Raw genomic sequence first — 11,591 nt, 5'->3', positions numbered from 1 at the left:
GCCGCTACCCGGGGGCAGCCACTGTACGCCAAAAAAGAGAGCAGTAACTCACCACCCGTAGTCGGACCGTTACGGCGATCCGGTAGAGACTCGTGGGCCAATTCCCACTATTATACGAGCGTTGCTATACGTTTACGTTTCGTGATTTTCGTGATGTGTACCATTGTACGGGGTTTAGCGAAAAAGTAAAGACTTTTTCACACCGTATTTAGGCTTGGCGTTCTTCGACCGCTTGTGCTGCCGTGATGATCGCGAGTTTGTAAACATCCTCTTCGTTACAACCGCGTGAAAGATCGTTGACCGGTTTGTTCAACCCTTGAAGGATCGGACCGATTGCTTCAAATCCACCAAGACGTTGTGCGATTTTGTAGCCAATGTTTCCAGCTTCAAGACTTGGGAAGATGAAGACGTTCGCTTGACCTGCGACATCTGATTCTGGTGCTTTTGATTTCGCGACGCTTGGAACGAATGCTGCATCGAATTGGAGTTCGCCATCGATTGCAAGCTCTGGTGCACGTTCTTTAGCAATGCGAGTTGCTTCAACGACGCGCTCTGTCTCTGGTGATTTTGCTGAACCTTTTGTCGAGAAGCTGAGCAATGCTACTTTCGGGTCGATACCGAATGTTTTCGCTGTTTTCGCAGATGCAATTGCGTTCTCTGCTAGATCGTTCGCATCTGGTGCGATGTTGATTGCGCAGTCTGCGAAGACGTATTGCTCATCGTCACGTACCATGATGAAGACGCCTGATGTTTTTTTATAGCCTTCTTGCATTTTGATGATTTGAAGTGCTGGACGAACTGTATCGCCTGTTGCGTGCATGGCCCCCGATACAAGACCTTCTGCTTGCCCTGTATGAACGAGCATCGTACCGAACGTGTTCACGTCTTTTAAGATGACAGCACGTGCTTGCTCTTCTGTTGCTTTCCCTTTACGACGCTCAACGAACGATGCGACGAGCTCATCGATTCCAGCGTAAGAAGCAGGATCAATCGTATCAAGTCCCGTGACATCGATTCCGTTTGCTGCTGCTGTTTCTTCGATTTGTACACGTGGTCCGATGACGACCGGTGTGACGAGACCGTCTTTCTTCAAACGGACAGCTGCGCCAAGAACACGCGCGTCAATTCCTTCTGGGAAGACGATTTTCGGTTGGTGCGCTTTAATCTTTTGTTCTAACATATCGAATAGTTGCATTAGTTTCTCTCCTTTTTAGGTAAACACGACGTCGTCGATTTGATCCATTTTCTTTTCCATCGTTTATTATACACAGTTCTCAATCGTTGTTAAAACAATTTGCAAAAAAGTTATCTAACAAAAGCACTGAAGCCATATTCACCGACTATTACAGTCATTTTCAAGAATGGTACAGAGACTATTTCCAAGCAACGTAATCTCCACTTCCCCTTTTACCCACTCTCTGCTTTTTTCATGTGTTACGATCTCATGGATAAAGACCTTTTCGGGCGAAGCGTTTCAACAGAATGTGATAAGATAGGATATGGAAAAAGATAATTTATTTCAGACTCAGGAGGTCATCCCATGCAACATCAAACATCTGAACCGACTGCTACGCAACAAGCCGCTGAAACACTCGACGGCTGGTATACATTACATGATTTCCGCCGGATCGATTGGTCACGCTTGAAACAAGTCGACGCAACAGACCGCGCGCGCATGATTGAAGAGTTCCAAGCCTTCCTCTCAGAGCTTTCTGGTGTCGAAGCGACAAAAGACGGAAGCCATGCACTTTACACGATCATCGGTCAAAAAGCCGATCTCGTCTTGATGGTTCTTCGTCCAACGATGGAACAAATCCAAGACGTCGAAGTCAAAATGCAAAAACTCGATCTCTATGATTACTTGATCCCGACGTATTCTTACGTTTCTGTCGTCGAACTCGGTACGTACCGTGGTTCAGGCGAAGGAAACCCATACGAGAACCCTTACGTGCGTGATCGTCTCTATCCAATCTTGCCGCAAGCGAAGCACATCTGCTTCTACCCGATGAGCAAGTCGCGTCGCGATGGCGACAACTGGTACACGCTCTCAATGGAGAAACGTAAAGAGCTCATGTATCGTCATGGTATGATTGGTCGGAGTTATGCTGGGAAAATTCAGCAAATCATCGGTGGATCAACTGGATTTGACGATTGGGAATGGGGCGTCACGCTCTTCTCAGACGACATTCTTCAGTTCAAGAAAATCGTCTATGAAATGCGTTTTGACGAAGTCAGCGCGAAGTACGGTGAGTTTGGTGAGTTCTTCATCGGGAACCGTCTCGAAAGTGAACAATTAAATACTCATTTTGCACTTTAATGTGTTGAATGACGTTTGATTGAAATATCTCATGGGAATATACTCCTTGCGGCTACAAAACAGGCTATAAAATAGTAGGTTGATTACGTAAGGAGGAATTACCATGGGGAATGCTATGAACCGATCGACACGATCGCGTGAATTGCAATTCGCTGTGCTTTCAAAAGAGCTGAAACCGGTTGCAGATCGTGTACTGGATCGCTATGAGCAAGCATTATCGAAGCTAAACAAAACACAAACGACAAAACGATGAACTCGTTTTGATACTTACGCCTACTCCATCGCGAGTAGGCGTTTTTCATACAAAAAAAGACCGTTCTTCTCCATGACGGAAGAAAAACGGTCAATCCTCATAATCCTTTGTAGGCACCAATTGCGACAAAGATCCATGCTGCGATGAACAAGACGCCACCAATCGGTGTGATGGCACCCAGTTTTGTTACATTCGTCAATGCCATGACGTACAGACTACCGGAGAAGAAGACGATTCCGGCAAGCATCAGCCATGCAGCCAACGACCATTGCGGGATCGATGCTTTTAGTAAGAGTCCCCCGAGTGCTAGGATACCGAGCGAGTGTACCATCTGGTAAAGTACGCCTGTCTGCCAGTTCGCGAGCATCCGTTCCGTCAACATATCTTTTAAGGCGTGTGCACCGAATGCACCTAGTGCGACCGATAACATCATCGAGATCGCGCCAATCATAATGAAAACTTTCATGCTTATTCTCCCCCTAACCGTCGTGCTGGTAAATTCCATTCATAATAATACGATAGCATACGTAAAACAGTGATGAGTCCGAGCAATGTGAACAAATGTAGAGGATTCGTCAATTGGAAGCGATCAATCACAAGTGCTGCCATGACGGCCCACATCGCATAAATCTCTTTATGCAAGACGAGTGGTTTTCGACCAGCGAGTAAATCGCGAATCACTCCACCACCAACACCAGTCAGTACAGCAGCCGAAATCGTTGCTGACAATGGCAGTCCTTTTGCTGTCGCCATCAAAGCACCTTGAATCGCAAACGCAGACAATCCGAGCGCATCCGCGAGGACGCCCCAACGTGTCCAGTGCGGCAAGAACAACTGGGGTAACATGAAGATCAACAACGCAACGAGAATCGCGACTAAAAAGAGACCACCTTGCGACCAGAGAGCGGATACCGGTACACCAATCAGTAAATTACGAATGGCACCACCGCCGAATGCTGTGATCAAAGCAAGTAACCAGACACCGAATAAATCATATTTTTCTTCCATCGCAACAATCGCACCACTCATCGCAAAAGCGACCGTGCCGATGATATTCAATAAGTCCCAGGACATGCGCACATTTCACCTTTCTACAAAGAAATTCCAATACTTACTATACTCTCTTTTTAGTTTCCGTAAAGCATTAATTTTCTGTCACCGTTTCGACCGTTTGCGAGTGACGTTTTTAGGTAAAGTAACCTATACTGAAACAAACTGTACAGGAAGCTAGGTGACCGTATGAAACGTTGGGCGCTTTATCGCATCGTCGTCATCGTGACGATGTTCGCACGTTACATTTTTACGATCTATCGATTCACCCGGAAAAACCGGCCAGGTACGAACAACGAAGAGTTTGAGCGCATCATGATCCGGATTGCGCGTGACTATAAGAAAAAAGCATTACGGTTAGAAGGGTTACTGATCAAGCTCGGTCAGTTCTTGTCGATTCGAGCCGATCTATTTCCTCCGTCCGTCTTGATGGAACTGACCGAACTCGTCGATAAAGTTCCTTCAAGTAAACTTGGAGAGTCACGTAAGATCATCGAAGAGGATTGGGGTATGCCGATCGAAGAGATCATCTCGGATATCAGTTCCCGTCCTGTCGCTTCTGCCTCGATTGGTGAGGTGTACAGCGGAACCTTAAAATCAAATGGTAAAAAAGTTGCGATCAAAGTTCAGCGACCGAACATCGAACAAATCATCAAAACCGATTTCCGTGCCATGCGCATCGTCATTGCCATGTTACGCCGGACTTCATTAAACAAATCGACTGATTTACAAAGTCTGTATCGCCAAATGGTCTTCGTCATCGGTGATGAATTGAATTACCGAACTGAATTAAAAAACGGTCTCTACTTTAAAAAAATGTATGAGACGAATCCTGTCATCTATATTCCGAGTTATTATGAAGAACATTGTACGAATCGGGTGCTCGTCATGGAATGGATTGACGGGACACGTATCACCGATCTCGATTATTTAGCGGAACATCAGATTGATCGTGACGAACTAGCGCGTAATCTCTTCTTGAACGCTGGTGAGCAATTACTGTTCGGCGGGAAATTTCACGCCGACCCACACCCGGGCAACGTCCTCGTCCAGTCCGACGGCAAAATCGTCTTGCTTGATTTTGGGATGATTGGAGCGACGACGCCTGATGACATGCGAGCGATTCAACGAATCCTCCAATCCTTCGTCACATTAGATTATGATGCGATCGTCGATGGTCTCGAAGATTTACGATTCCTGTTGCCGAATGCGAATAAGCAAAATATCCGACAAGCAATTGAAAAAGCGGTCACGTTCTATCTCGAGAGTGATATGGAAAACGTCGATACGAAACTGATTGAGAAGGTCTTATCCGATATCGAATTGCTCGTCCGAAACGAACCGATCCAGCTCCCTGCCGAGTTTGCGTTCTTCGGTCGTGCTGCCTCGACGATTCTTGGGATTCTTCAGATTCTTTCACCGCAAATCAACCTACTCGAGTTAGCCAAACCAATGGTTCGGCGTTGGCTCGATGATGAAGGAAAAAACCAAAATCGTTATCTGCAAATCGCTGGATCGTACGGTGCGCGATTGCTCGCCTTCCCGCGTCTTGTCAACGACGCTCTCAGCGAACCGACGCGTTGGCGGATCATGGAGCAACAAAAGTTCTCTCGTGTCGCGAACATCGAATCACTCAAAATCCGGCAGTGGACGAGTTCACTCGTCGGGATCATCAGTCTTCCCTTTAGTTATCTCGGCTATTATTTTACGCAGTACGACGTCATGGGCATTTCCTTGACGATCGCCATCATCGCATTATGGAATGGTCGACGGATCGGACGACAAATCGTCCGGATTGCTGACGAACCGTTCCGATAAACGAAATATCAGTAAACGTCCATTTCGATGGGCGTTTTTTTATTTCAGAATAATTCTTCTTCACGCTTCGAGGTTTTTCCTCGCGTCTCGCGGGGTACAGCTTCAAGTAGAGAGATAACAGTAAGGAGAGGTGAAACATTTGATTGATATTTTAATTGCCATCGTTCCTGCATTAATGTGGGGATCGTTGCCGCTCGTCGTCTCAAAAATCGGAGGTTCAACGGCGCAACAAATTATCGGTACGACTCTGGGTGCGTTGCTTTTCGCGATCGTCACCTTCTTTTTTGTCAGCCCAGAGATGTCGACGACTGCTTGGGTCGCCGGATTCTTTTCTGGTGCCTTCTGGGCGCTCGGGCAAAAAAATCAGTTTGCCGCATTCCGTCAAATGGGTGTCTCAAAGACGATGCCCATCTCAACAGGGATGCAACTCGTCGGAACATCGTTGTTTGGAGTTCTCGCTTTTGGAGAGTGGTCAACGACAACTGCGTTGATTCTCGGAATCAGTGCCCTTGTATTGATCATTGCCGGAGCAGCTTTCACGTCTTACAAGGAAGATAAGAGTAAAGAAGATGAGAATATCGGAAAAGGACTGACGCTCCTCCTCATCTCGACTGTCGGGTATGTCGGCTACGTCGTCATTGCCCGTTGGTTCGATATCAATGGATGGGAAGCAGTCTTACCACAAGCTGTCGGGATGGTCGTGAGTGCGATTCTCCTTTCTTTACGAGAAGGAGATCTCTTCACGAAGAAAACAGCCGGCAATACAGTCGGTGGACTCATGTGGGCTGTCGGGAACGTCGCTTTACTGTTTGCCACAGCAAAAGTCGGAGTCGCAACGAGCTTCTCCTTATCTCAAACAGGAGTCGTCATCTCAACGATTGGCGGTGTCCTCTTACTAAAAGAAACGAAGACAAAGAAAGAAATGACCTTCGTCATCATCGGTTGTATTTTAGTCGTTGCTGGTGGGATCATGATTGGATTTACGAAACAATAATGAAGGAGTGAAGCATCATGTATGAAAGTTTAAAGGGAAAAGTAGCCATCGTGACAGGTGGATCAATGGGAATCGGTGAAGCCATCGTCCGCCGTTATGCAGAGGAAGGCATGCGTGTCGTCATCAACTATCGCAGTCATCCGGAAGAAGCAAAGAAAATCGCTGAATCGATTCAAGAACAGGGTGGCGAAGCCATCACGATTCAAGGAGATGTCTCGAAAGAAGACGATATGATCAATCTCGTCAAAGAGACTGTCGCTCACTTTGGTCAGTTGGATGTTTTCGTCAATAACGCAGGAATCGAGATGCCGTCAGCATCTCATGAAATGTCACTCGAAGACTGGCAAAAAGTCATCGACGTCAACTTAACAGGGGCATTCCTTGGTGCGCGTGAAGCACTGAAGTACTTCGTCGAACATGATGTCAAAGGTAGCATCATCAACATGTCGAGTGTTCATGAAATCATTCCATGGCCAACGTTCGTCCACTACGCTGCAAGTAAAGGTGGCGTTAAATTAATGACACAAACCCTTGCGATGGAATATGCACCAAAAGGAATTCGGGTCAATGCGATTGGACCTGGTGCGATTAATACACCGATCAACGCTGAAAAATTCGAAGATCCGGAACAACGAAAAGAAGTCGAGAGTATGATTCCAATGGGCAATATCGGAAAACCTGAGGAAATTTCAGCCGTTGCCGCATGGCTTGCGTCGGACGAAGCGAGTTATGTCACTGGTATCACACTCTTTGCGGACGGCGGAATGACACTTTATCCATCGTTCCAAGCAGGACGCGGTTAACCTATTTTGAATAGACAAGGAGAGAACCGCTTATGGCCACTTTTTTCTCATTGATACGTCGCGGCAATAAGTCAGCACTTGCTGCTGCTGTCGTCAACACGATCATTGCTATCATCAAGTTCGTCGCTTATATCTTGACTGGGAACGTTGCAATGTTCGCTGAAATGATGCATACGATCGGTGACGCGGCGAATCAGTTTTTCGTCTATATCGGTTCTGCTCTCAGTAAAAAAGCACCAACGAAACGATTCCCGAACGGATTCGGTCGGCTTGTTAACCTCGTGTTACTTGCTGCAATCATCGTCGTCGCCCTCCTTGCGTATGAGACGATTCGTGAAGGCATCTTGCATATCGCACACGGTCCTGGCGAAGAGACGACTGGGCTTTGGATTATTTTGACGGCACTTGGAATTGGTGTCGTCCTCGAAGTCGGCGTCTTTTATAAAGCAATGATCGAGATTGCTCATGAAACCGGGCTCAAATCCCGAGGATTGACGCTTGTCGGACAAAGCTTCACCCATCTTGGGCAGGCAAAACCAGCGACACGCCTTGTCTTCATGGAAGACCTTGTTGCGACTCTCGGTGGTATCATCGCGATCATCGCCGTTCTGATTTCGCATTACACATCGTTTTATCAAGCAGAGGGCATTGCATCGATTTTGATTGGTCTGATGATGTTCTACGTCGTTTATAATGTCTTTATTCAAAATGCTGCCGGTGCACTCGGTGAGATTGATGAAGTATTGACTGCTAAAATCGGTGAAATCCTATTACGTGATGAAGCGGTTCGTGATATTGAAAAGCTTGAAGTCATCAAGGAAGGCGATCACTTCCATGTCGAGACAGAGATTGAAGTGGATCCTAAATTAACGATTGCCCAAGCGGACGACATCAAGGATCGACTGGAGCTACAAATTCGAATTCTTAAAGGGGTCACCGATGTCACGATTTCCTTTGATGAAGATGATAAAGTACAGCAGTATCAATCTCCCTCACCACCTGTAGAATAAACAAAAAGCCATCGATTTCGATGGCTTTTTGTTTGCATTCATTAGCGTGCAGCGCGGACGAATCCAGCTTCTTCTGCTTCTTTTTCCGTACAGAACCGTTGCTCTGGCTTCACTTCATCGTAGGACTGACCTCCCGGTACATGGTAGATTTTTTTACCCGACCGATTGATGTTGCCTTTGATTTCGCAGGATTTCGTTTCTGTAATCGCTTGAGCGTCGAAGCCACGATTCGTGACGTAGCCATCGTGCTCCCAAATCTTTTTCTTCGCCTGCTTGGCTTCCTGTTCGATCTGTTCGAACATATCGACATAACGTGTGTCCGGCTCATAGACGAACGCTACACGTGCGAGTCCTTTTCGAAGTAACTCCTGATTCAACATCTTATCGCCGTACCAGACGTATGCGAGTAATCTTCCGTATCGATCGGTCCGGGAATGATCACGCTCCAACCGAATTGCTGTCCCGCTCGGTAAGGTCTCTTTCGTAAACGCTGAAGCTTCCGTTCCATACGGTTGAACCGGTGTATCCGGTTTGACGGTTTCTGGTGTATCGACAAGGAGTAGACGAACGTCCTCCGTTTTCCCATCCGCCAACTTCACTTTTAACGTATCCCCATCGATGACGCGTTCGACCGTCGCCTTCGTGATTTTTTCGTCGTCCGGTTGCTTGATGCCAAGCAAATCGGTTTCTTCTGGTGCACAACCGATGAGAACGAATAAAAAAAGTAGACTCATCATTGCATATCGTCTCACTTCTGTTTCGCTCCTTTCCATGAAAATGCGGATTCGGTCAAAGCCCGAACCCGCATACGCTATCTTGTTTATTCGTTAGTCTGCTGAAAGAACCGTTTCAACTTCATTTCGGTTAGTATAAAGTTGATAGAACGCTTCCGCTACATTTTTCGGATCAAGTGCCGTTCCACGCTTCACTTCCCCGGCAATCGTGACAGTTCCGACGTAGACACCGTCTTCCTTCAACGTATCATGTAACATATGCGTCACTTGGCGAACGCCTGCCTTCCCGATTGAAAGCCCTGGTAACGATTTGATCGCTTGCATCGCAGCGCCGCCTCCAGTAATCAGGATAACGCCGTCTTTCCGTTCCTGCATCGACGGAGCAACGAGTTGTGCGGCATGCAGTGCACCGAGTACGTCGATTTCGAACTCTTTCGTAATCTGTTCTGCCGAAACTTCGAGGACAGACGCTTGATGTAAAATCGAAGCATTGTAGACTAAGACATCGACTTGTCCGTATTGCTCCTCTGTCCATTCGATGAGTGATGCGATATCGGCTTTTCGAGAAGCATCACATTCCACTCCAACCGCTTCCACACCCGCTTCTTTTAGTTCCGTGATGACGGCTGCGAGTGTTTCTTGCGTCCGCGCCGCACAAACGACTTGAAAGCCTTCTTTTCCGAATCGTTTACTGATTTCATATCCGTTTCCTGGCCCTGCTCCGATGACGATTACTGTTTTCATGACGTATCTCCCCTTCTCATTTCAACTGTGATGGTTATTCCCTGAATCGCGTCATTTCATTCAAAAATCGAGCAATGAAGTGCCTTTTTCTTCTTTCTCCTGCGAAACACCCATGAAACGCGCTAACATCGGATCGACTGTTGGTGTTGACGTAGGTAGCGATATCGTTGAACTTGATGTCGCCTCAGATTCAAGTAATAGTTCACAGTACGTTTTCATTGCTGCAATCTGCTCTTTCTGCGCGGCTCCTGTCGTTTGCTCAATGCGTTGCATCGCTTGACGCATCTTTTCGATGATGTGTTGTTCCGTAATCATCTTGTATTCCTCCTTATGGTAGATTGAGGGTATGAACTTGAAAAGGATGTGTTTTCCATGATTCGTACCGCTTTAGTTGGTTTTGGTATTGCCGGTGAACATTTACATGCTCCTTATTTACACGCACCTGATTATCAGTTAGTCGCTGTTCAGTCGAGTCGTCCGGAAGCAGTCGCTGCTTATGACGCGACGCTACCTGTTTATTCGACACTTGAAGCCCTGCTCGCTAAAGAACAAATCGATTTAGTCGTCATCGCGACAGCAAATGAGCTACATTATCCACTTGCGCGCCTCGCTTTGCTATCGGGCTGTGATGTACTCGTCGAGAAACCGTTCACTGTCACGCTTGAAGAAGCCGAAACGTTGACGGAACTAGCACGTGTACACGATCGGTTACTGACAGTTTATCATAATCGTCGGTATACGAAGGACTTTCGAACGCTGATGACCTTACTCGAATCCGGACGTATCGGCACGCTCCAAACGTTCGAAGCGCATTATGATCGCTATCGTCCAGACGTTGAGGATCGTTGGCGCGAACAGGACGTACCCGGTGCTGGTCTCTTGTACGATCTTGGATCACACTTGATCGATCAAGTACTCGTCGCCTTCAATGCAGTACCAGATCGCGTCTTTTGTGATCAAACGATCCAACGGCAAGGTGGGATCGTTGATGACTATACACATTTGATTTTAGCATTCGGCACGCGACGCGCTATTTTGCACATCGGTTCCATCGTTCCGGCTGTTGGTCCTTCGCTAATGGTACACGGGACAAAGGCTAGCTATTTCGTCGATGAAGTCGATACGAAACGAGCGACGTATCAATTGGCTGAAGCAAACGGTCCCCTTGAAGACTTTCCTTTTGTCTCCGGGCAATTTGGGGATTATTATACAGATCTCGCCCCAGCCATTCGACAGCGAACAACACCACCTGTTTCTCCGAAACAGGCTGAACTCGTCATGAAAATCATTGATCGTGCTCAAAAGAGTGCAAAATCGGGTACATGGATAGAAGTAGACTAACTATCCATTCAGACGAACAGGGGGAAGACAAGATGTTTTCAAGTACGGAACGGACAGCTTGGTTAGAAGAGATGGGACAAGAACTTTTAGACGTGCTCGTCATCGGGGGCGGTATCACGGGAGCCGGTATTTTACTTGACGCACAAAGTCGAGGCATGCGGACAGGATTGATCGAGATGCAGGACTTCGCCGAAGGGACATCGAGCCGATCGACGAAACTTGTCCATGGTGGATTGCGTTATCTGAAGCAGTTCGAAATCAAACTTGTTGCCGAAGTCGGAAAAGAACGTGCCATCGTGTATGAGAACGCCCCACACGTGACGACGCCGGAGTGGATGATGCTTCCACTCGTCGAAGGCGGAACGTTCGGCAGCTTCTCGACATCGATCGGCTTACGCGTCTATGACCAGCTCGCAGGCGTCAAACGCAATGAACGCCGGACGATGCTCAGTAAAGAAGAAACATTACGTTACGAGCCACTATTACGTTCGGAACATTTAGTCGGTGGTGGTCGTTATGTCGAATAT

Annotated in this window: 14 protein-coding genes and 1 riboswitch; of the genes, 8 read left to right on the top strand and 6 right to left on the bottom strand. The window is 47.2% G+C overall.

Features of this window, described 5'->3' with window-relative positions; all coding sequences use genetic code 11:
• Positions 1 to 38: 38 nt before the first annotated feature.
• A riboswitch (purine riboswitch) is annotated at positions 39 to 138 on the bottom strand.
• A gap of 70 nt (positions 139 to 208) precedes the next feature.
• Positions 209 to 1,195, bottom strand: coding sequence for a phosphate acetyltransferase (gene pta, locus F8N00_RS01440; protein WP_035399200.1), 987 nt, complete (start codon positions 1,193 to 1,195; stop codon positions 209 to 211).
• A 345-nt stretch (positions 1,196 to 1,540) separates the two neighbouring features.
• On the opposite strand from pta, the gene hemQ reads away from it, so the two are divergent.
• Together hemQ and F8N00_RS01430 are read left to right on the top strand one after the other, a co-directional pair.
• On the top strand, positions 1,541 to 2,317 hold the full coding sequence (hemQ, locus tag F8N00_RS01435; protein WP_050677313.1) for a hydrogen peroxide-dependent heme synthase: 777 nt from the start codon (positions 1,541 to 1,543) through the stop codon (positions 2,315 to 2,317).
• A gap of 103 nt (positions 2,318 to 2,420) precedes the next feature.
• A complete protein-coding gene (locus tag F8N00_RS01430; protein WP_023466754.1) occupies positions 2,421 to 2,570 on the top strand; it encodes a hypothetical protein in 150 nt (49 codons plus the stop codon).
• A gap of 97 nt (positions 2,571 to 2,667) precedes the next feature.
• Here the strand turns inward: F8N00_RS01430 and F8N00_RS01425 are convergent, their stop codons facing one another.
• Together F8N00_RS01425 and F8N00_RS01420 are read right to left on the bottom strand one after the other, a co-directional pair.
• A complete protein-coding gene (locus F8N00_RS01425) occupies positions 2,668 to 3,036 on the bottom strand; it encodes a DUF423 domain-containing protein (RefSeq protein ID WP_023466753.1) in 369 nt (122 codons plus the stop codon).
• Between the two features lie 2 nt (positions 3,037 to 3,038).
• Positions 3,039 to 3,644: a trimeric intracellular cation channel family protein gene (locus tag F8N00_RS01420; RefSeq protein WP_023466752.1), complete on the bottom strand. Its 606-nt coding sequence runs from the start codon at positions 3,642 to 3,644 to the stop codon at positions 3,039 to 3,041.
• Positions 3,645 to 3,809: 165 nt separating this feature from the next.
• On the opposite strand from F8N00_RS01420, the gene F8N00_RS01415 reads away from it, so the two are divergent.
• The 4 genes from F8N00_RS01415 to F8N00_RS01400 all read left to right on the top strand — a co-directional run bounded on the left by F8N00_RS01415 (position 3,810) and on the right by F8N00_RS01400 (position 8,245).
• The gene (locus F8N00_RS01415; RefSeq protein WP_421017626.1) at positions 3,810 to 5,438 is read left to right on the top strand and encodes an ABC1 kinase family protein; all 1,629 of its coding nucleotides are present in this window, start codon (positions 3,810 to 3,812) and stop codon (positions 5,436 to 5,438) included.
• Positions 5,439 to 5,580: 142 nt separating this feature from the next.
• The gene (locus F8N00_RS01410) at positions 5,581 to 6,432 is read left to right on the top strand and encodes a GRP family sugar transporter (protein WP_174316738.1); all 852 of its coding nucleotides are present in this window, start codon (positions 5,581 to 5,583) and stop codon (positions 6,430 to 6,432) included.
• Between the two features lie 17 nt (positions 6,433 to 6,449).
• Complete coding sequence (locus F8N00_RS01405; RefSeq protein ID WP_075642779.1) at positions 6,450 to 7,235, top strand: SDR family oxidoreductase; 786 nt, start codon at positions 6,450 to 6,452, stop codon at positions 7,233 to 7,235.
• Positions 7,236 to 7,267: 32 nt separating this feature from the next.
• Positions 7,268 to 8,245 (top strand): cation diffusion facilitator family transporter, encoded by a 978-nt coding sequence (locus tag F8N00_RS01400; RefSeq protein ID WP_058714050.1) that lies wholly within the window; start codon positions 7,268 to 7,270, stop codon positions 8,243 to 8,245.
• Positions 8,246 to 8,286: 41 nt separating this feature from the next.
• Here F8N00_RS01400 and F8N00_RS01395 read toward each other — a convergent pair whose 3' ends face one another.
• From F8N00_RS01395 to F8N00_RS01385, 3 genes are all read right to left on the bottom strand, one after another.
• Positions 8,287 to 8,997 (bottom strand): thermonuclease family protein, encoded by a 711-nt coding sequence (locus F8N00_RS01395; RefSeq protein ID WP_244150224.1) that lies wholly within the window; start codon positions 8,995 to 8,997, stop codon positions 8,287 to 8,289.
• A 75-nt stretch (positions 8,998 to 9,072) separates the two neighbouring features.
• A complete protein-coding gene (locus F8N00_RS01390; protein ID WP_023466746.1) occupies positions 9,073 to 9,723 on the bottom strand; it encodes an SDR family NAD(P)-dependent oxidoreductase in 651 nt (216 codons plus the stop codon).
• A 60-nt stretch (positions 9,724 to 9,783) separates the two neighbouring features.
• Positions 9,784 to 10,038 (bottom strand): DUF5327 family protein, encoded by a 255-nt coding sequence (locus tag F8N00_RS01385; RefSeq protein ID WP_075642780.1) that lies wholly within the window; start codon positions 10,036 to 10,038, stop codon positions 9,784 to 9,786.
• Positions 10,039 to 10,095: 57 nt separating this feature from the next.
• On the opposite strand from F8N00_RS01385, the gene F8N00_RS01380 reads away from it, so the two are divergent.
• Both F8N00_RS01380 and F8N00_RS01375 read left to right on the top strand, forming a co-directional pair.
• Positions 10,096 to 11,064, top strand: a complete 969-nt coding sequence (locus F8N00_RS01380; RefSeq protein ID WP_058714048.1) for a Gfo/Idh/MocA family oxidoreductase — start codon at positions 10,096 to 10,098, stop codon at positions 11,062 to 11,064.
• 32 nt (positions 11,065 to 11,096) lie between these two features.
• Positions 11,097 to 11,591, top strand: a 495-nt coding sequence (locus F8N00_RS01375; RefSeq protein ID WP_421017625.1) for an FAD-dependent oxidoreductase, incomplete at its 3' end; no start/stop codon positions are given.

The organism is Exiguobacterium sp. A1_3_1 (assembly GCF_048985645.1).
GTDB lineage: Bacteria > Bacillota > Bacilli > Exiguobacteriales > Exiguobacteriaceae > Exiguobacterium_A > Exiguobacterium_A indicum.
This window is presented reverse-complemented; position numbering and strand designations above follow the sequence as displayed.

Bases quoted from the DNA above. Each gene is read 5' to 3' on its own strand.
- F8N00_RS01430 (WP_023466754.1), top strand. From the start codon at position 2,421: ATGGGGAATGCTATGAACCGATCGACACGATCGCGTGAATTGCAATTC.
- F8N00_RS01405 (WP_075642779.1), top strand. From the start codon at position 6,450: ATGTATGAAAGTTTAAAGGGAAAAGTAGCCATCGTGACAGGTGGATCA.
- hemQ (WP_050677313.1), top strand. From the start codon at position 1,541: ATGCAACATCAAACATCTGAACCGACTGCTACGCAACAAGCCGCTGAA.
- F8N00_RS01390 (WP_023466746.1), bottom strand. From the start codon at position 9,723: ATGAAAACAGTAATCGTCATCGGAGCAGGGCCAGGAAACGGATATGAA.
- F8N00_RS01415 (WP_421017626.1), top strand. From the start codon at position 3,810: ATGAAACGTTGGGCGCTTTATCGCATCGTCGTCATCGTGACGATGTTC.
- F8N00_RS01380 (WP_058714048.1), top strand. From the start codon at position 10,096: ATGATTCGTACCGCTTTAGTTGGTTTTGGTATTGCCGGTGAACATTTA.
- F8N00_RS01420 (WP_023466752.1), bottom strand. From the start codon at position 3,644: ATGTCCTGGGACTTATTGAATATCATCGGCACGGTCGCTTTTGCGATG.
- F8N00_RS01400 (WP_058714050.1), top strand. From the start codon at position 7,268: ATGGCCACTTTTTTCTCATTGATACGTCGCGGCAATAAGTCAGCACTT.
- pta (WP_035399200.1), bottom strand. From the start codon at position 1,195: ATGCAACTATTCGATATGTTAGAACAAAAGATTAAAGCGCACCAACCG.
- F8N00_RS01425 (WP_023466753.1), bottom strand. From the start codon at position 3,036: ATGAAAGTTTTCATTATGATTGGCGCGATCTCGATGATGTTATCGGTC.
- F8N00_RS01385 (WP_075642780.1), bottom strand. From the start codon at position 10,038: ATGATTACGGAACAACACATCATCGAAAAGATGCGTCAAGCGATGCAA.